We start from the raw sequence: 18,630 nt of genomic DNA on the forward strand, positions 1-18,630 counted from the left end.
TTACACGATGCTAGCCACTGTTCTTATCGCTGTCGTTGCATTTATCCATCTTTACATCCTTGTGCTGGAAATGTTCCTGTGGGACACCAGAACCGGGCATAAGGCGTTTAATCTCAGCCCGGAATTTGCGCGTGAAACCCGCGTGCTAGCCGCGAATCAGGGGCTATACAACGGTTTTCTTGCGGCGGGTTTGCTCTGGAGCCTCTGGCTCGGTGAAGAGGGTGTTCATGTGGCCATCTTCTTCCTGGCCTGCGTGCTGATTGCCGGTCTCTTTGGCGCAATGACCGCCAGCCGGAAGATTCTGTATGTTCAGGCTTTACCTGCGCTTGCCGCCCTGCTTGCGCTGCTTATCTGAAGCAACGCGTTGGTCAACCGTGCGTCGTCCGATATACTTGTGGCTTCATCCTGAGAGGTTTAGACAGTTATGAATAACGACATCCCATTGAAGTATTATGACATCGTCGAAGAATACGCGACGGAAGCCGCAAAGCCTGTCAGTGAGTCAGAGCAGGACCCACTGGCGCATTATTTCCAGCTGCTGCTCACGCGGTTATCAAATAATGAGGAGATTGATGAGGAAGCTCAGCAAGAGATGGCGCGTGAAGCCGGGGTTCATGCTGAACGTATTGATGATATTGCTAACTTCCTTAATCAGTGGGGAAATGAATAGCCTACCGCGCCAGGCCCAGGAGCCGCTTCGCAAGCTCACGGCGGGAAACAGATTTTGAAAAATACCATCCCTGAACCAGAGCCTCAGGATATCGTTCAGCAATAAAGCGGAATTGTATTTCGTTCTCAACGCCTTCGAAAACCAGCGTTTTATTCAGTTTTGCGAGGGCGTCGCTAAAGATCACAAAAATGTTCTGCTTATAATGCTCACTGATGCCATCGACCAGCGACTTGTCGATTTTGATCTCATCATATTCAAGAAGCGAAAGCCTGGCCAGGTTGGAGTTTTGCACACCGAAGTCATCAATGGATATTCTGACACCAAGGGATTTTAACTTCTGACAGAAGCCCTCCAGAATATTCGCGGTGGAAACGGCTTTTTCAGAGAGCTCGACTTTTACCAGAGACAGCGGAATGTTGTTGGCTAAACATTCACGGCGCAAAATGCTGATAAATTGTCCATCTTCAATTTCCGTTCGACCAACATTGAGCGAAACGACCAGCTGATGCTTAAGCACCAGCGGTGCGATGTCCTTAAGGGATTTCTCAAGAATATGGGTATAATATTTTTTATACAAACCAATTTTCTGGATTAATGGAATAAACAATTCCGGCGAGACGTCACCGTGTTTTGCGTCGCGCCATCTCGATAAAACCTCCACGCCCACTATTTTGCTATCCTGAATGCGAATTATGGGCTGGTAGTGAACGCCAATAGTGTTGGTTAAGACGGCTTTAACCAACGTCCGTTCCAGTGAAAAGCGGTCTTCATTGAGTCGAAAGAAAAATAACGTTATCGCAATCCAGATAAAACATAAAATAGCCACGAGAAAGGCAAACACCGCGGGAGATAACGAGGCCAGTCCTGCATGGTGATGCTTAACAATGACGCACAAATCCCAGGAAGTGCTGCACTGTGTGAGGGTGAGGGTAAATAACGTGGAATGTACCCCATCCTGTTCTTTTACTTCATGGGTTGCTGAAAAAAATATTCTGGCAAAGTCTTTGGTGGTTGCGCTGAGGGAGTAATTGTTGGTAACCGGGGTGAATTTATCGTAAGCGTAGCGGGAGGAGAAGATAATAAGATTATTGTAGATGGCCGCATTGCCCGTGAAAAAATCTTTTCTGGAAAATTGCGCGAGCAGGAATCCCCTGGGTGTTTTATGGAGCTCTGCTGGCAGGGGGACAGGGTTAGCGAGTTTTCCCCAAAAAGCGGTACAGATTATTTTTCCCTGCTCTATAAAACCGATGTCTGCAAAATAGAGGCTGTCGAGCTTAATCTGTCTGTAGCGATCAAGGCTGGCTTTGTCGCATCCCTGAGTGGTCAGGCCTTTGAGTGTCTGCGCCACGCTCTGAGACAGGCCTTCTGAATACTGTAAAAGGGTCTGGGAAATCTCACGCAGTTTGCTTTTCTGCTGGCCCATGATAACCGCATTGACCGTATAAAGAGACAGAAAGACCAGAAACGCTGAAACGATAGTAACGGCAACGATCTTTTTCATTTTCCAGATACCTTGTCCGCTCCCTGATTTTTCAAATCTTATCACAGGCTGGGCTTGCTACAACCCCGATAATATGGGTAGTCAGCCTAATCCAGGTGGATGAACTATGCTTAAGTGCAATTCATTTTCCTCTTAACCTGAGCTTTGTTACAGTGACAAGAGTTGTCAGCCAGGGATGTCAGGCGTGATAAGGTGGAAAAGCTCGTGCATGTCAAAAATACTTTTTACACAACAACCATTACCGTCATCATTGTCTCGTTGATCATTTCATTGTCGCTTGCCGTGCAGATTGCAACGTCCCGACAGCAGTCAATCCAGCAGATCAATACCAGCGTTGCCAACCTGAGCCATACCCTGAATGTCTATACAGAAGGGATCATACGCCAAAGTGAAATGTTGATTACCACCGTTTCCGACACCCTTGAAATTTATGGCATGACCCCGCAACAGGCGATCAATATTCAGCGAATGATAAGCAATCAGGATAACCTTCTTACCCAGATTAATAATGTGGTTGTCTATGATGCGCAGGGGGATATCTTCACCGCCTTGCACGAAACTTTTGCAGGTCCCCGTAAAGGCGCGGACCGGTCATTCTTTGTCTATCACAAGGAAAATAAAAGCCAGCAGATATTTATTGGCGAGCCAGTGATAAGCAGAACCAATGGTAAATGGGTTATTACCATAAGCCGACGCCTTGAGACTCACACGGGGGCATTTAACGGCGTCGTGGTGGTGACGCTGGGTATCGAAAACTTTCTGACCCTTTATGGACAGATCAATATCGGACACGCGGGCGTTATTGGCTTAACGACACAAACAGGCGTTTTACTGATTCGCTACCCCTTTAAGAATACCTATATCGGTACGATTTTTTCAGATTCTCCTCTCTTCAGGAAATACCTAAAAGTACAAAATACAGGGATAGCCAGCTCCGTTTCCCGGTTTGATAAAATCGAACGCATTTATGCCTATGAGAAAAACAGCCGCTACGGACTGGTCACGACGGTGGCGGTCAGCGCGGATGAAGCCCTTTCACCCTGGCGCAAGCAGGCGATTCAGCTTGCCTTACTTATTTTCGTTTTTACCGCGATACTCATCGTGGCGTCTTATTTCCTGTATTCCGACTTATCCAGAAAAACACGGGATAACAAAGCGCTAAAGATTATTGCCTCGGAGGATGCCCTGACCGGGCTTTATAACCGACGTATTTTTGATGAAAAAATTCTCTCCGACATCGCGATGTGTGCGGCAGAGGACGCGCCGATTTCGCTCCTCCTCGTGGATGTGGACTACTTCAAAAAGTACAACGATAACTATGGTCACCCGGAAGGGGACAGGTGTCTGGCATTACTGGGAAACTGCCTCAGGGAAAGCCTCACTCGCGACAACCAGCTTGTGGCGCGATATGGCGGGGAGGAGTTTGCATTGATATTGCCTGAATCGGATATCCAGGAGGCGCTCCGCCTTGCACAGGCGATTATTCGCAATGTCTTCTCACTCCACATTGAACACGCGTTCAGTCCTTTCGGGCGGGTCACGGTGAGTGTAGGCATTTCCACTGCGCGTGCTGTCGACATCGCGGGCAGTCAGCAGAATATTATTATTGCCGCGGACCAGGCGCTCTATCAGGCAAAACGCGGAGGCCGTAACCGGCACGCTTTTGTTGGGGTATAACCCAAAAAAAAGCCCACGAAAGCGTGGGCAAGAAATACTGGAAGCAATGTGAGCAATGTCGTACTGAATACCTGAGTATTTCTCTCAACCATTCAGTGTTGAGAAAGATAATCTTTCTCAACAAAAGATGCAACCCCACATTTCCTGGGGAAGGGCATTTTGATGGCAAAATGCGCATCTGGTCAGTGTGAGGCTTATCACAAATTTCCTTTCTCAAATCCTGTGCTATCCTTTTTTGTGTCGTTGATTTAATGACAAAAACCATACAGAGAGGAAAGTTATGGGAATTTTATCCTGGATTATCTTTGGGCTTATTGCGGGTATTCTGGCGAAGTGGATCATGCCGGGCAAAGATGGCGGTGGGTTTATCGTCACCGTAATACTGGGTATTGTCGGCGCGGTAGTCGGCGGCTGGATCAGTACGCTGTTCGGCTTCGGGAAAGTAGATGGCTTTAACTTCGGCAGCTTTGCGGTTGCGGTGATCGGCGCGCTGGTTGTGCTGTTTATCTACAGAAAGATCAAAAGCTAAAACTGAAGCGTTAAAAAAGGCTGCCGGATGGCGGCCTTTTTACATCACGGGTTCACCACCAGCCAAGCTGCGTGCCAGCAAAGGCCACAATGGCGATGATTAACATAATGAGCGTGGTTTTTCTCATTTATGCCCCCGGTGCAGCGTAACCACCGACAAAAAACCATGCCAGAAACACGACCGCCGTTATAAAAATAACGACAGGGAAGAGGATCCCTATTCTCATATCATCACCTTTTTCTTTTTATAACGCCGTAGAGTGTACGGGGTTAATCCATCGCGAGAAAGCGTGTTTTGCTTTTTCCTTTCTTATCCTGATACATCGCCACATCAGCAGCACGTAATGCGCTGTCCGGATCGGTTACGTCTGGGTCCACTTCGATGACGCCGAGGCTGGCTCCCGGATAAATAAGGTTAATGTTACCCAGCCAGTATTCCCCTGCAATGCGGGCGTTGAAGCGCGCTTTAAGCTGATTCATGTGCTCCTCATTGTCGACATGACTCAGAGAGGCCACCAGAAATTCATCGCCGCCCAGCCGACCAATGATATCGTCCTGCTGTTTTTCTGCGGTCAAACGCTTGCCCACTTCAATCAGGAACTGGTCGCCTGCTTCATGCCCATACCGATCGTTAATCAATTTAAAATCGTCCAGGTCGATAAACGCAATGATGGCGTTACGTTTCAGGTGTCGAGCCAGGGAAAACAGAGTAGTCAGATCCTCAAAGATGGCGCGACGGTTGGGCAGGCCGGTAAGGGCATCGGTATAAGAGTGTGCGATGAGCGCCGCGTTGGCTTCCCGAAGCTGATTCACCAGAGATTCTTTCTGAATGTACTGACCAATCAACCCGGCGAATAATTTTAATATCTGTTCACCGCGCTCGCTGAGCGGCTTTTTAGCCGTGCTGGTGGCGCAAAGCGTACCGTAAAGCGAGCCATCGGCGAGATGAACCGGAATGCTCATGTAAGTGGTAATACCGAGAGCTTTCGCCGCTTCGCACTCCGGCCAGCGCTCGGGGACATCGTTACTGAAGATGGTGTCGCTATCCAGCGCGCGCTTACACAGCGTCTCATCCCAGGGCACACTCAGCCCCTCCGGGATCGTCATCTGCTTACTGTTTCGGGCATAAAGGATATGCTGCAGCCGCGCCTGGATATCCACCTTCGTCAGGTAAGTCGACTCCATATCGGTGACGATTTCCAGCATCTCCAGCAGCTGACGAACGAGACTTTCAAGGGATTGCTCAGTAACGAGGGTTTCTGAAACACGGGCAAGGATAATATCCGACATGACGTAGAAAGACTCCCAGGCAGAAGACGTCTGCATCTGCATGTTATGCTGAATTCTTAGGCTTCAGGCATAGTAAAACATGAATGCAGAAAATTTTATATATGGAGAAAGCGGCGCTGAGCCGTTACCCTTAGGCAAAGATGATGTCAAAAGGATCGATGCGATGAGATTTCTGCTTCTGGCGCTGACGCTTCCCCTGGCCGCCTGTACCGCAAAAACAACCCCACCCGATGCGCCCAAACCGCCTCAGGCCGTAGGTATGGCGAACCCGGCTTCCGTTTACTGTCTGGAAAAGGGCGGGGAACAGATCCCGATTCAAAGCCCGCAGGGTGTTCGTACCGAGTGCAAGCTGCCGGGTGGTGAAGTGATCGACGAATGGACGCTCTATCGTCGCGATCATCCGCAACCCACCAGGTGACAGAGGGGCAGGTGCTGCGATACACTTCTCTTTAGGATTATTCTTAGCCAGTATCTGGCTACTGTTACCGCGAGAGAAGTATGTTTCAGCTTAAACCGGGCAGCATGGCGATGATCATCGGTGCCCGCACGGCGTCTGGCCGTCGCAATATTGGTAAATCTGTTGAGTTGTTTGGTCTTTGCCAGCCTGGCCTGCGTTTTGTAAACCCGGTTAACGGCGTGATGACGCAATTACCCGCAAGTGCGGATCGCGCGCTTTGGCTGGTCACCGGAGACGTCTACGCCTTTGACAATCAGCACGGCTTTGCGTTTGTTCGCGCCGAACATCTGATGCCGCTCACCCCTGATCAAGCCCCGCAAATGCGGGATGAGCTGACAATCAGCTGATCACAAATGGCGTAGCCAGTCGGCTAAAACCAGGGCGTGATTCTGTTCCGTGTTTTTCGCGCCATAGAGGAGGGTGAGAGTCTGCTTGTGTGCCAGCGCCGCAAGACGCCTTCCCTCGTCCTTATGCTGCGCCAGTTCCTCCTGATAGGCTTTACTGAAAGTCGAAAAATCAATAGCTTCGCTATGATACTCCTGACGTAATGCGTTCGATGGCGTGAGTGTTTTACACCATTCGTCATGGGCGAGGTCCGTTTTTTTAACCCCGCGCGGCCAGAGTCTGTCCACCAGCACCCGATAGCCATCGTCCGGGCTTGCCTGCTCATAGACGCGTTTGCACTGAATCATAATTCCACCCTCCCAATTTAAGGTATTGTGATAATTGCAGAAGATCGGTAGTCTGAGGTTCCTTATGTTATCTGATAATACTCTGGCATAAGGAACCTTTCATGGAACACCTCCCGGTTAAAACGACGCTCCGCATTGCGCTGGTTGGCGATTACAATCCTGATGTTATTGCACACAAGGCGATCCCGCTGGCCATTGACGATGCTGCGGCCGTTCTTGACCTCACCGCCGATTACGACTGGCTTGCTACCCCGGAATTAACCAGTTCTGAGGATCTGGTGGGCTACGATGCCATCTGGCTGGTTCCTGCGAGCCCCTATAAAAACACAGAGGCCGCCTTTATCGCCGCACGCTACGCCCGTGAAAACAGTATTCCGTTCCTGGGGACCTGCGGTGGGTTCCAGCATGCGCTGATTGAGTATGCCCGTAACGTGCTGGGCTGGCACGATGCGGCACATGCTGAGACGGATACCGAAGGCACTATGGTGATTGCGCCGCTGACCTGCTCGCTGGTGGAAATATCCAATGCCATTGAACTGCGCAGCAATACGCTGATCGCCAAAGCCTACGGCAAACCCGAAATTGAAGAGGGATATCACTGCAACTATGGTGTGTCGCCGGAATTTGCTCAGGCGCTGGAGAGCGGTGATATGCGCGTGACGGGCTGGGACGAACAGGGGGAAATCCGTGCGGCGGAGCTGATAACCCACCCGTTCTTTGTGATCACCTTGTTCCAGCACGAGCGTGCTGCGCTGGAAGGACGTCCGGTGGTTCTCGTACAGGCAATGCTTCGCGCGGCGCGGGGCTAAAACAGGGCAGACCCGATGGTCTGCCTTCGTGTTTAGCGGGGCGCGATTTCCCGGTCGCGCCCGGCAAGTATCCCGCAGACGGCCATGACGATCGCGGCCAGCGCACAGGCGAGAAGGGGGATGCGCCAGTCTCCTACCGAATCGTGGATTTTACCCATCAACGGCGGTCCGCAGGCAGCGAGCAGATAGCCGATAGACTGTGCCATACCGGACAATGCTGCCGCCTGATGCGCAGAGCTCGCGCGCAGACCGATGAACGTCAGGCCGAGGATCATCGTTGCCCCGGAGCCAAAGCCAAACACCAGCGTCCACATCACCGCCATATCCGGCATAAACCACAATCCCGCTGCGCTTACCGCGCACATCAGCGCCACTGCACCGGCGATTGTCCGCTGATCTTTCAGCCGATGGAGGAGCAGCGGAACGGCAAGTCCCGGCACGGCTGTCGCCAGCTGTAAAAGACCATGCACCGAACCTGCCTGTGCCTCGCTGTAGCCGTGGCTAAGCAGTATCGCCGGCAGCCAGCCGATGATGACGTAATAGATAAGAGAGTTAATCCCCAGAAAGAGCGTCACCTGCCAGGCGAGAGCAGAACGCCAGATTGCGCGGTTATGTAACGCGCCTGCGCCTGTTACCGTCGCAACATGTTTCTGACGCCACTGCGGCAGCCAGAGCAGCAAGGCGAGCAGCGGAAACACCATAAGCATCAGCAGCGCGCCCTGCCAGCCCGCATGACCCTGGGCCAGCGGCACGATTAGCGCCGAGCCTAACGCGGCGGCTGCCCCCATCGTCAGGGAATAGGCACCGGTGAGTTTCGCCACCTGGCCCGGAAAGTCACGTTTAATTAAACCTGGTAACAGCACGTTCCCAAGCGCGATCCCGCAGCCAATCACTGCCGTGCCGATGAAAAGCAGGGCAGCGGAAGGCAGGGAGCGAATGGCTATCCCGGCGCAAATCAGCAACAGGGCGATAAACAGGCTACGCTCCATGCCAATACGTCGGGCCAGACCTGCGGCGAGCGGGGAGATCAGGGCAAAAGCCAACAGGGGCAGGGTGGTCAGCAGACCGGTTTGCGCCGTGCTTAAGCCATAATCAAGGCGAAGGGTATCCAGCAGCGGGGCTGCGCCGGTAAAGGTGACGCGAAGCGTGGTGGCGATCATCAGGATGCCTGCAATCAACAGCGCGCCGTGTTTTCCTGAGGTGCGAATAGCAGTAGTCATTATGTTCTCATACGTTCAAGCGAGCGCACACAATACCGATTTTCCCGGCGGTTGAAATCAGGCTAAAATGACAGTTTATCGCTAAAATCGGACAACATGATGATTGGACTGGGACTGGACGGCTACGATCCTGATAGCCAGCATGATGCGGCCGTCGCCTTTCGCATCCGTGTGGTGGCGGAGGAACAATATATTCCCCTGCATCATCACCGCAAGGGACAGCTGATTCTGGCGCTTGGCGGCGCGATTACCTGTGAAGTGGAAAATGCCATGTTGATGGTACCGCCCCAGTACGCGGTCTGGATCCCCGGGCAGATGCCGCACAGTAACAGGGCCACGCCGGGGGCGCAGCTCTGCTTTTTGTTCATTGAGCCCGGCGCCGCCAGTCTGCCCGACCGCTGTTGTACGCTGAAAATGTCCCCTCTGGTGCGGGAGCTCATTTTATCTCTGGCAGAAAAATCGCAGGCACAGCTTCAGCTTGCGGCCACATCCCGACTGGTCGATGTCCTGTTTGATGAACTGCCGCTCCAGCGTCAGGAGCATTTACAGTTACCCGTCTCGCCCCATCCAAAAATCCGGCTGATGAGCGAGAAGATGGCTGAAGAGCCCGCGGCCTGGCAGACGCTGGCACAATGGGCAAGCCACTTCGCCATGAGCGAACGCAACCTGGCGCGACTGGTGGTAAAAGAGACCGGTTTAAGCTTTCGTCGCTGGCGTCACCAGCTGCAGCTTATTGTGGCGTTACAGCATTTGATCGGCGGGAAATCGGTACAGCAGGTGGCGCAGTCACTGGGTTATGACTCGACCACCGCGTTTATTACCATGTTTAAGAAGGGGCTGGGTCAAACGCCAGCGCGTTACATGGCCAGCCTGACTACGACTTCCCGATAAACAGGGAGACCAGCCCGGCTGCAATCAGCGGGCCCACCGGCACGCCGCGAAAGAGCGCTACGCCCAGCACAGTGCCCACCAGCAGACCCGCAACCAGCGAAGGCTGGCTGCTCATCAGCGTAACGCCGCGCCCCCCGAGCCATGAGACAAAAACACCTACCGCGATAGCCACCAGCGATTTCCAGTTGACAAACGAGTGCAGCAGCGTTGAGGCGGGAAGCGTACCGCTGGCGATGGGCGCCATCACCCCGATGGTTAAAATGATTATCCCGATGGTGAGGCCTTGCTTTTCTATCCACGGGAAAAAGGTATTTAACGGCGTGACGCGCACGATAATCAGCACCAGAATCGAGATGGCGACGGTGGTGTTATGACTGATAAAACCCAGCGCGGCGAGTGCCAGGAGAATGAGCAGAGTAGGGTCAAACATAGGGAATCCTTGCCAAAATAATCGTCCTGCTTACTGTACGCGGAAAAAGGGCGGAGAACAGTTTTAAAAAGATTTTACCGCTGTCATAACCTTGTCATTTACGCGGTTTAAAACGAAGGCAGATATCGCAAAGGGGTCGCTATCATGAACGATCACATGTTTGTTGAAACGCTGATTATCTCCTCATCGTTTTTCGCCATTGCCGCGATTCTCGTCGCTTCCGTATTGTTGCTGGAGAGAAAAGGCTGACAGTCAGCCTTCACGGTTAGACTTTATGGAAAGTCACAAGCTCAGGACGGGCGATGCGCAGGTAATCCTGGGTATCCATGATCACGGATTTTTCCAGCAGGCCGGCGTTAAACGCGATTTCGTCGAAACGCTCGAACAGCAGCGGGTCGGCGACCAGCGTCAGATCGGGGTGGAAACTAAAAGGCGGAATAGCGCCGAATACGCAGGCGGTAAGGGTACTTACCTCGGCCGGGCTGGCGAGGGAGGCTTTAAGCCCGCCGAAATGGCTGGCAAGCCGGCTCAGGTCTGCCTGCAGATCGGCGGCCAGGATCGCCAGAACATGCTTTTTAACACCGTTTCCCTTCACTTTGCAGACCAGGGCTTTTGCGCCCTGACGCAGATCGGTCCCGCGTATTTCACTTACCGCTTCACATTTCCCGACCGCCTCGTGCTCCATAACCCGAAAACGTGCGCCTTGCCCGGTGAGTAAGGTTATCAGTTGCTGGTGGGTTCCTGTCCCCATAACGTCGTCAGTCATCGCGATTTTCCCGGTGATAATCCAGTATGCAGATGGCTACATTAGCACGAGAAGAACGGCGTCGAAAGAAAACAGCCAGCGCGTTCGCTGGCTGTGAGATTATGCGTTGCTGTTAGCAGACTGCTTGTGGAAGAGCTCCCTGAACACCGGATAAATATCATCCTGGTCACGGATATGTTGCATGGCAAAATTATCAAACATCGATTGCAGATGTTCATATTCCCGCCACAGGGTCTGATGCGCGCGACGGGTAATTTCGATATAGCTGTAGTAACGCACCACCGGCAGAATTTTCTTCGCCAGGATGTCGTGACACAGCGGTGAGTCGTCGGCCCAGTTATCACCATCGGACGCCTGCGCGGCATAGATATTCCATTGCGCCGGGTCGTAACGCTCTTTCACGACTTCATCCATCAGCTTCAGCGCGCTGGAGACGATGGTGCCGCCGGTCTCCTGCGAGTAGAAGAACTCATGCTCGTCGACCTCTTTAGCCTGCGTATGGTGGCGAATATAGACCACTTCCACATTCTTATAGGTTCTGCTCAGGAACAGGTAGAGCAGGATATAAAAACGCTTCGCCATATCCTTGGTGGCCTGGTCCATGGAGCCGGAGACGTCCATCAGACAGAACATCACTGCCTGGCTTGAGGGCTCTGGGCGTTTTTCATAATTCTTGTAACGCAGGTCGAAGGTGTCGATAAACGGAACGCGATCGATCTTCGCTCTTAGCTCGGCAATCTCTTTGCGCAGGCGCTCCTCTTCCAGCAGTTGCGCCGGCTCCGTGTTTTCCACGACCTTCAGGCTACTTTCAAGTTCGCGCAGTTCACGACGTTTGCCTGCCGTCATGGCCGTGCGCCGCGCCAGCGAATTCTGCAACGAACGCACGACGCTGATGTTGGCGGGGACGCCGTTGGCGGTATAGCCCGCGCGATGGGTTTTGTACTCGTTAAGCTGACGATGCTGATTCTTTTTCAGATTCGGCAGCGCCAGGTCCTCAAACAGCAGGTCGAGGTATTCATCTTTTGAAATCTGGAAAACGAACTCATCCTGACCTTCACCGTCCTGGCTGGCCTGTCCCTGACCGCTTCCTGAACCACCGCCGCCGCCCTGAGGACGCTCAATTCTGTCGTTCTGAACGAAGTGGTCATTACCTGGGTGTACGCGATGGCGCAGACCGCCTCGCCCCTGATGAAACATCGGTTCGCTGATGTCATCGGTGGGGATGGAAACAGACTCGCCGCTGTCGACGTCGGTCACCGAGCGTTTGTTGATGGCCTCGGAGATCGACTGTTTAATTTGCGCTTTGTAACGGCGCAAGAAGCGCTGGCGGTTCACCGTGCTCTTGTTTTTGCCGTTAAGACGCCGGTCAATAAACCAGGTCATATACCCCCCGTACTGCATTTGCCAACTTGCGTTTTTGTTGGCCCGGCAGGCGCTAGCGCTGCCGGGCACTTGTTTTAGGACGATTTACGCACGCGCAGATACCATTCGCAGAGCAGGCGAACCTGTTTGCGGGTGTAGCCTTTTTCCATCATACGGTCGACAAAATCGTCGTGTTTCTTCTGCTCATCGGTTGAGGTTTTGGTGTTGAACGAGATAACCGGCAGCAGCTCTTCGGTATTGGAGAACATTTTCTTCTCAATCACGGTGCGCAGTTTCTCGTAGCTGGTCCAGTTCGGATTGCGTCCGTTGTTATGCGCTCTGGCGCGCAGGACGAAGTTCACAATCTCATTACGGAAGTCTTTCGGGTTGCTGATCCCGGCAGGCTTCTCGATTTTTTCCAGTTCCGCGTTCAGGGATTCACGGTCAAACAGCTGGCCGGTATCCGGGTCGCGGTACTCCTGATCCTGGATCCAGAAGTCAGCGTAGGTGACATAACGGTCGAAAATATTCTGTCCGTACTCTGAATAGGATTCCAGGTAGGCTGTCTGGATCTCTTTGCCAATGAACTCGGCGTATTTCGGAATCAGGTAGCCTTTCAGGAACTCAAGATAGCGTTCAGCCTGCTCCTGCGGGAACTGCTCGCGTTCAATCTGCTGCTCCAGCACGTAGAACAAGTGAACCGGGTTGGCCGCCACTTCCGCATGGTCGAAGTTAAAGACGCGGGAGAGGATCTTAAACGCGAAACGGGTGGACAGGCCGTTCATCCCTTCATCGACCCCGGCGTAATCACGATACTCCTGATAGGATTTCGCTTTCGGGTCGGTGTCTTTCAGGCTTTCGCCATCATAGACGCGCATTTTTGAGTAGATGCTGGAGTTTTCCGGCTCTTTCAAACGCGAAAGGATAGAGAAGCGCGACAACGTTTCCAGCGTGCCTGGCGCGCAGGGAGCATGCACCAGCTCACTGTGGTTGAGCAGTTTCTCGTAAATCTTGATCTCTTCGGAGATCCGCAGGCAATAAGGCACCTTGACGATGTACACGCGGTCAAGGAAAGCCTCATTGTTTTTATTATTACGGAAGGTCACCCATTCGGATTCGTTCGAGTGGGCGAGGATTATCCCGTTAAACGGCAGGGCGGAGATACCTTCCGTCCCGTTATAGTTCCCTTCCTGGGTCGCCGTCAGCAGAGGATGCAGCACTTTGATTGGTGCTTTAAACATCTCCACGAATTCCATAATCCCCTGGTTGGCGCGGCACAGCGCACCGGAATAGCCGTAGGCATCCGGGTCATTTTGTGCGAAGTTTTCCAGCTTACGGATATCAACTTTACCCACCAGAGCCGAGATATCCTGGTTGTTCTCATCACCCGGTTCCGTTTTGGCAATGGCGATCTGCTCAAGGATAGACGGCCACACTTTCACCACGCGGAATTTGGTGATATCGCCCCCAAACTCATGCAGGCGTTTTGCCGCCCACGGCGACATGATGGTGCCGAGGTAGCGGCGCGGAATGCCAAACTCTTTATCCAGAATTTGCGCATCTTCCTGTGGATTAAACAGGCACAGCGGATGGTCGTTCACCGGGCTGCGTTCGCCATTAGCGCTCAACACATAAATCGGTACGCGCTGCATCAGCGACTTCAGGCGTTCAGCCAGCGAGGATTTACCGCCACCGACCGGGCCGAGTAAATAGAGGATCTGTTTCTTCTCTTCCAGACCCTGAGCGGCATGCTTCAGATAGGAGACAATCTGTTCAATGGCATCTTCCATGCCGTAGAACTCTTCGAACGCCGGATATCGGGCGACCACCCGATTCGAAAATAGACGGGAAAGCCGTGGCTCCAGGGCAGTATCAACCATGTTTGGCTCACCAATAGCCATCAATAGCCGTTCTGCCGCATTGGCATAGGCACTGCGATCTTGCCGACAAATGGTAAGAAACTCCTGCAGTGTGAACTCTTCGTCCTTGGCAGCTTCATAGCGCTGGCGATAGTGATCGAATATATTCATGGCATGCCGTCCTTTCGTTTTTTAGCACAGGATAAGAGCCGTTCGTATGAGTAGTGGAGGCTCCCGGAAGAGAATCTCTCGCACCTCACTGCCAGAGCAGCAACCTGTGTGCCAGGTCAGAGGCTAAGAACCGCAGGGCGTTCAGGAAAACTCTTCTTAAAATTAAGCGTAGATGGCATTTGCCAAACTTGCATGCTGAGAAAATCTAATTTCAATGACATATCAATAACTCATCCAAAAATTTCCACCTGGGTTCTAAGGCTTAAGCACGTTTTTCATTCAGTGGTCATATAAATGAAAGCGTGCTGTCATCTGAAAAGTGAAAAATAACGGGTTAATCAGACTGATTAGCAGGCAAAAAATTTTGGGTTGTACGGGAATGGCGGTTACACTTCTCCCGCTGATTATTTGACTACAGGAAAGAATGGATTGTGACCAAACTCAAACTTCTGGCATTGGGCATCCTTGCCGCGACCGCAGTTAGCACCGCTCAGGCGGAAAGTCAGTGGACGGTTGGCGCGGGTGTTGGCGTCATTAACAGCCCATACAAACAGTATGATCGTGACGTATATCCTGTTCCCGTTATCACCTATGAAGGCGAGAACGTCTGGTTCCGCGGTCTCGGCGGCGGCTACTATCTCTGGAACGACACGGCCGACAAGCTCTCTATCATGGCCTACTACGATCCAACGCACTTCAAGCCGGGAGACAGCGACAGCCACGCGCTTCGCCAGCTCGATAAGCGCAAAAGTAGCATGATGGCCGGGCTTTCATACGTGCATAACACCGAGTATGGCTTCCTGCGTACTGCTCTGGCAGGTGATACGCTGGACAACAGCAACGGCTTTATCTGGGATCTGGCATGGCTGTACCGCTATACCAACGGCGGGTTTACCCTGACGCCGGGTATCGGTGTGCTGTACAGCAGCGAGAACTACAACGACTACTACTATGGCGTCTCTAAAAATGAGTCCCGTCGTAGCGGTCTGAAGAGCTACAGTGCAGACGACGGCTGGGATCCGTACCTGGAGCTGACCGCAAGCTATAACTTCCTTGGCGACTGGAGCGTCTACGGCACCGGCCGTTATGAGCGTCTGAGCGATGAAGTGAAAGATAGCCCGATGGTCGATAAGTCCTGGGCAGGTATTTTCTCTGTTGGCGTGAGCTACAAGTTCTGATTGTGCGTTAATTTAGTGCAATCTTTGCATCAAAACGGGGCGCTTGCGCCCCGTTTGCTTTTTTGTGGTGCAGGGTGCTTAACGCTTCACAATGCGGATTGTCTGCCCTAAACGAGACGGTTTTTCTTCGCTCGCGTTTTGAGGTGCGGTCACGCAGGCTGTTTCTACACAAACGAATGTTTTGTAACCGTCATCAGGAATATCGGCCATGCTGACAGACAATGCCGGACCTGGGTTCCAGCCCACCACATTGCTGTGATGATGATGAACGACCTCAATGCCGCGGTTCAGGGCACCATCGTGGATCACGCTGCAGGCTTCCGGGTGGAGATAGACGCGGTCGGTACGATCGGGGAAAGCCTGAACGCCGTCGCTCAGCTTGCCCTCTTTCGCGTTATCAACTTTGTCGATAAAGGTATCGCCGAGGCCGCTCACCTTCATTGCGTTGATGTCACCCACGTTGAAGTAGGTGTGCAGGGCAGACGTGGTTTCGAACTCGCCGTGGGCTTCCAGCTCAATTTCGCAGGTTTTACCCAGCTTGAAACGGGCGTACAGGGTGAAATCATGCGGCCACAGGGCGCGGGTTTCATCATTCGCCTGCAGCTCAAAGGTCAGCACGGCACCGTTGTCATCTTCGTTGTGCGCTTTCAGCGTCCACTGCTGGTTACGGGCAAAACCGTGAGACGGCAAACCCTGCTGTGTGGACGGGCCGAACCATGGCCAGCAGATGGGGACGCCGCCACGGATAGCAGCCCCTTTTTTGAACGAGGTGGCGTCGCTCAGCCACAGTCCTTCCTCTTCGCCCTCAGGCTTCCAGGAGAGCAGGTGTGCGCCATTCAGCGCCACGGAGGCTTTCACGCGCGGGTGGTCAACGACAATAACATCAGCGCCGTCAATCTGGCGGCGGGAGAGCACAGGGGTAAGTTGTTCGACTACCGGAAGTGCAAATATTTTATTAATCATTAAGCAATCCTCTGTCTAAAAAACAATAAAAAAGGCGACCGAAGTCGCCTTTTTGGATCAAACACTCATCTCAACTTATTTGGAGATGTGAGCGATCAGGTCCAGTACTTTGTTAGAGTAGCCAGTTTCGTTGTCGTACCAGGAAACCAGTTTCACGAAGTTGTCGTTCAGTGCGATACCAGCTTTAGCATCGAACACGGAAGTGCACACTTCGCCGTTGAAATCAGTAGATACAACGTCGTCTTCGGTGTAACCCAGAACGCCTTTCATTGCGCCTTCGGAAGCAGCTTTGATTGCTTTCTTAATTTCTTCATAAGAAGCAGCTTTTTCCAGACGAACGGTCAGGTCAACAACGGATACGTTAGGCGTTGGAACGCGGAACGCCATACCAGTCAGTTTGCCATTCAGTTCTGGCAGTACTTTACCTACAGCTTTAGCAGCACCGGTAGAGGATGGGATGATGTTCTGAGCCGCGCCACGGCCGCCGCGCCAGTCTTTGTGAGACGGGCCGTCAACGGTTTTCTGAGTAGCGGTGGTAGCGTGAACGGTAGTCATCAGACCTTCGATGATGCCGAAGTTGTCGTTGATAACTTTAGCCAGCGGTGCCAGGCAGTTGGTGGTGCAGGATGCGTTGGAAACGATGTCCTGGCCAGCGTAAGTTTCGAAGTTTGCACCACGAACGAACATTGGGGTGTTGTCTTTAGAAGGACCAGTCAGGACAACTTTCTTCGCGCCTGCAGTGATGTGTTTACGTGCAGTTTCGTCGGTCAGGAAGATACCGGTAGCTTCAGCTACAACATCAACACCGATTTCGTTCCATTTCAGGTTAGCTGGGTCTTTCTCAGCAGTAACGCGGATGGTTTTGCCGTTAACAACCAGGTGGCCGTCTTTCACTTCAACGGTGCCGTCGAAACGACCGTGAGTTGAGTCGTACTTCAGCATGTACGCCATGTATTCAGCGTCCAGGAGATCGTTGATACCAACGATTTCGATGTCAGAACGTTTCTGAGCAGCACGGAAAACAATACGGCCGATACGGCCAAAACCGTTGATACCTACTTTGATAGTCATATATTCCACCAGCTATTTGTTAGTGAATAAAAGGTTGCCTGTAAAATTACAAAAACCTTACGCAGCGTCAAGCGGAATCGTGTCAATCATTGCGACAAATCAATCCTGTGACTAACGTTTGTGCGACTGACTCGCCTCACTTTCCCTTTGAGCTTGCAACCACATGGGGGCTGCGCCCGGAATTTTAAAGTCCTCGCAGGATAAAAATGTGAACATGATCACAATTGCCTGACCGCCTTTTCGCGACACATAAGTTTAGAACAAAAGTGCACGCAAGGGTGTTAATGTTTTGTTAGAATCCGGGTTAAAAGATGTCTGTTTCTACAGCGAGATGTAAGCATATGTCGAACCAACGTAACCCTGACGATTTGAAAAAAAACCTCACAGAAATGCAGTTTTACGTGACGCAGAACCACGGCACGGAACCGCCATTCACCGGGCGTTTACTGCACAACAAGCGAGACGGCGTCTATCACTGTCTGGTCTGTGATGCCCCGCTGTTTAACTCACAAACGAAATTCGATTCCGGCTGCGGCTGGCCGAGCTTTTACGAGCCGGTGAGCGATGAGGCCATCCGCTATCTGACTGACACCTCGCACGGCATGGTGCGCACGGAAATCCGTTGCGGGACCTGCGACGCACATCTGGGGCACGTCTTCCCGGATGGTCCACAGCCAACGGGGGAGCGTTTCTGCGTCAATTCGGCCTCCATGAGCTTCACGGATGATGAAAACGGCGACCAGATCAAGGGTTGAAAAAACGATTCAGCAAATTATTCCTTTGAAAAGGAGAGATCGTGAATATTGATGACATGATTAACGGGATGACCCAGGATGTTTATCAGCGTCTGGTCACCGCCGTTGAACTGGGAAAATGGCCGGATGGCGTGGCGCTTACGCCTGAGCAAAAAGAGAACAGTTTGCAGCTGGTGATGCTGTGGCAGGCGCGCAACAATACTGACGCGCAGCACATGACGATCGATACCAACGGCCAGATGGTGATGAAGAGCAAGCGAGAGCTGAAAGAAGATTTTGGCATCACGCCGAAGCCAATTGCGACGCTGAAAATGCAATAACCGTGCGGGCTGATGCCCTC

Annotated in this window: 23 protein-coding genes; 12 read left to right on the forward strand and 11 right to left on the reverse strand. The window is 52.4% G+C overall.

What is annotated here, in order from left to right; genetic code table 11:
- Positions 1-7: 7 nt before the first annotated feature.
- Complete coding sequence (locus G0034_RS08620; protein WP_179120715.1) at positions 8-355, forward strand: DUF1304 domain-containing protein; 348 nt, start codon at positions 8-10, stop codon at positions 353-355.
- 69 nt (positions 356-424) lie between these two features.
- On the forward strand, positions 425-670 hold the full coding sequence (locus tag G0034_RS08625) for a DUF2543 family protein (RefSeq protein ID WP_014883428.1): 246 nt from the start codon (positions 425-427) through the stop codon (positions 668-670).
- Position 671: 1 nt separating this feature from the next.
- Here the strand turns inward: G0034_RS08625 and G0034_RS08630 are convergent, their stop codons facing one another.
- Positions 672-2,171 carry an EAL domain-containing protein gene (locus G0034_RS08630; RefSeq protein ID WP_179120716.1) on the reverse strand — a complete coding sequence of 500 codons (1,500 nt, stop codon included), beginning with the start codon at positions 2,169-2,171 and terminating at the stop codon, positions 672-674.
- 192 nt (positions 2,172-2,363) lie between these two features.
- Here G0034_RS08630 and G0034_RS08635 point away from each other — a divergent pair, with 192 nt between their 5' ends.
- The gene (locus tag G0034_RS08635; protein WP_230939108.1) at positions 2,364-3,848 is read left to right on the forward strand and encodes a sensor domain-containing diguanylate cyclase; all 1,485 of its coding nucleotides are present in this window, start codon (positions 2,364-2,366) and stop codon (positions 3,846-3,848) included.
- Between the two features lie 280 nt (positions 3,849-4,128).
- Positions 4,129-4,377: a GlsB/YeaQ/YmgE family stress response membrane protein gene (locus G0034_RS08640; protein WP_008500746.1), complete on the forward strand. Its 249-nt coding sequence runs from the start codon at positions 4,129-4,131 to the stop codon at positions 4,375-4,377.
- A 127-nt stretch (positions 4,378-4,504) separates the two neighbouring features.
- On the opposite strand, the gene G0034_RS08645 is transcribed toward G0034_RS08640, so the two are convergent.
- Positions 4,505-4,603 (reverse strand): YoaK family small membrane protein, encoded by a 99-nt coding sequence (locus tag G0034_RS08645; protein WP_014883431.1) that lies wholly within the window; start codon positions 4,601-4,603, stop codon positions 4,505-4,507.
- Positions 4,604-4,646: 43 nt separating this feature from the next.
- On the reverse strand, positions 4,647-5,666 hold the full coding sequence (locus G0034_RS08650) for a sensor domain-containing diguanylate cyclase (RefSeq protein ID WP_179121317.1): 1,020 nt from the start codon (positions 5,664-5,666) through the stop codon (positions 4,647-4,649).
- Positions 5,667-5,829: 163 nt separating this feature from the next.
- Between G0034_RS08650 and G0034_RS08655 the strand changes: the two genes are divergently transcribed.
- Both G0034_RS08655 and G0034_RS08660 read left to right on the forward strand, forming a co-directional pair.
- Positions 5,830-6,084, forward strand: coding sequence for a putative hemolysin (locus G0034_RS08655; RefSeq protein WP_023332730.1), 255 nt, complete (start codon positions 5,830-5,832; stop codon positions 6,082-6,084).
- A gap of 80 nt (positions 6,085-6,164) precedes the next feature.
- Entirely contained in the window at positions 6,165-6,470 is a 306-nt protein-coding gene (locus G0034_RS08660; protein ID WP_045269430.1) for a nuclear transport factor 2 family protein, read from the forward strand.
- Here the strand turns inward: G0034_RS08660 and G0034_RS08665 are convergent, their stop codons facing one another.
- Positions 6,471-6,815, reverse strand: coding sequence for a DUF488 domain-containing protein (locus tag G0034_RS08665; RefSeq protein WP_179120717.1), 345 nt, complete (start codon positions 6,813-6,815; stop codon positions 6,471-6,473).
- A 101-nt stretch (positions 6,816-6,916) separates the two neighbouring features.
- Here G0034_RS08665 and G0034_RS08670 point away from each other — a divergent pair, with 101 nt between their 5' ends.
- The gene (locus G0034_RS08670) at positions 6,917-7,624 is read left to right on the forward strand and encodes a CTP synthase C-terminal region-related (seleno)protein (protein WP_179120718.1); all 708 of its coding nucleotides are present in this window, start codon (positions 6,917-6,919) and stop codon (positions 7,622-7,624) included.
- A 32-nt stretch (positions 7,625-7,656) separates the two neighbouring features.
- Here G0034_RS08670 and G0034_RS08675 read toward each other — a convergent pair whose 3' ends face one another.
- On the reverse strand, positions 7,657-8,844 hold the full coding sequence (locus tag G0034_RS08675; RefSeq protein ID WP_179120719.1) for a CynX/NimT family MFS transporter: 1,188 nt from the start codon (positions 8,842-8,844) through the stop codon (positions 7,657-7,659).
- 99 nt (positions 8,845-8,943) lie between these two features.
- Here G0034_RS08675 and G0034_RS08680 point away from each other — a divergent pair, with 99 nt between their 5' ends.
- Positions 8,944-9,735, forward strand: a complete 792-nt coding sequence (locus tag G0034_RS08680; protein WP_023332735.1) for an AraC family transcriptional regulator — start codon at positions 8,944-8,946, stop codon at positions 9,733-9,735.
- On the opposite strand, the gene G0034_RS08685 is transcribed toward G0034_RS08680, so the two are convergent.
- Positions 9,719-10,165 carry a DUF441 domain-containing protein gene (locus G0034_RS08685; protein ID WP_023332736.1) on the reverse strand — a complete coding sequence of 149 codons (447 nt, stop codon included), beginning with the start codon at positions 10,163-10,165 and terminating at the stop codon, positions 9,719-9,721. The genes G0034_RS08680 and G0034_RS08685 overlap by 17 nt on opposite strands.
- Before the next feature lie 144 nt (positions 10,166-10,309).
- On the opposite strand from G0034_RS08685, the gene yoaI reads away from it, so the two are divergent.
- Positions 10,310-10,414 (forward strand): small membrane protein YoaI, encoded by a 105-nt coding sequence (gene yoaI / locus G0034_RS08690; RefSeq protein WP_023332737.1) that lies wholly within the window; start codon positions 10,310-10,312, stop codon positions 10,412-10,414.
- Between the two features lie 16 nt (positions 10,415-10,430).
- On the opposite strand, the gene G0034_RS08695 is transcribed toward yoaI, so the two are convergent.
- The 3 genes from G0034_RS08695 to yeaG all read right to left on the reverse strand — a co-directional run bounded on the left by G0034_RS08695 (position 10,431) and on the right by yeaG (position 14,323).
- Entirely contained in the window at positions 10,431-10,931 is a 501-nt protein-coding gene (locus G0034_RS08695; protein ID WP_023332738.1) for a YbaK/prolyl-tRNA synthetase associated domain-containing protein, read from the reverse strand.
- A 99-nt stretch (positions 10,932-11,030) separates the two neighbouring features.
- Entirely contained in the window at positions 11,031-12,314 is a 1,284-nt protein-coding gene (locus tag G0034_RS08700) for a YeaH/YhbH family protein (protein ID WP_014883442.1), read from the reverse strand.
- Positions 12,315-12,388: 74 nt separating this feature from the next.
- Positions 12,389-14,323: a protein kinase YeaG gene (gene yeaG, locus G0034_RS08705; protein WP_014883443.1), complete on the reverse strand. Its 1,935-nt coding sequence runs from the start codon at positions 14,321-14,323 to the stop codon at positions 12,389-12,391.
- A 431-nt stretch (positions 14,324-14,754) separates the two neighbouring features.
- Here yeaG and G0034_RS08710 point away from each other — a divergent pair, with 431 nt between their 5' ends.
- Complete coding sequence (locus tag G0034_RS08710) at positions 14,755-15,501, forward strand: MipA/OmpV family protein (RefSeq protein ID WP_121527755.1); 747 nt, start codon at positions 14,755-14,757, stop codon at positions 15,499-15,501.
- 78 nt (positions 15,502-15,579) lie between these two features.
- Here the strand turns inward: G0034_RS08710 and G0034_RS08715 are convergent, their stop codons facing one another.
- Both G0034_RS08715 and gapA read right to left on the reverse strand, forming a co-directional pair.
- Complete coding sequence (locus tag G0034_RS08715; RefSeq protein ID WP_179120720.1) at positions 15,580-16,464, reverse strand: D-hexose-6-phosphate mutarotase; 885 nt, start codon at positions 16,462-16,464, stop codon at positions 15,580-15,582.
- Positions 16,465-16,539: 75 nt separating this feature from the next.
- On the reverse strand, positions 16,540-17,535 hold the full coding sequence (gene gapA, locus G0034_RS08720; protein WP_014831506.1) for a glyceraldehyde-3-phosphate dehydrogenase: 996 nt from the start codon (positions 17,533-17,535) through the stop codon (positions 16,540-16,542).
- 341 nt (positions 17,536-17,876) lie between these two features.
- Between gapA and msrB the strand changes: the two genes are divergently transcribed.
- Together msrB and G0034_RS08730 are read left to right on the forward strand one after the other, a co-directional pair.
- Positions 17,877-18,290, forward strand: a complete 414-nt coding sequence (msrB, locus tag G0034_RS08725; protein ID WP_023332742.1) for a peptide-methionine (R)-S-oxide reductase MsrB — start codon at positions 17,877-17,879, stop codon at positions 18,288-18,290.
- Between the two features lie 41 nt (positions 18,291-18,331).
- Positions 18,332-18,610 carry a YeaC family protein gene (locus G0034_RS08730; protein ID WP_045135041.1) on the forward strand — a complete coding sequence of 93 codons (279 nt, stop codon included), beginning with the start codon at positions 18,332-18,334 and terminating at the stop codon, positions 18,608-18,610.
- Positions 18,611-18,630: the final 20 nt, after the last annotated feature.

Origin of the sequence: Enterobacter sp. T2, from assembly GCF_010692925.1 — a bacterium.
GTDB lineage: Bacteria > Pseudomonadota > Gammaproteobacteria > Enterobacterales > Enterobacteriaceae > Enterobacter > Enterobacter kobei.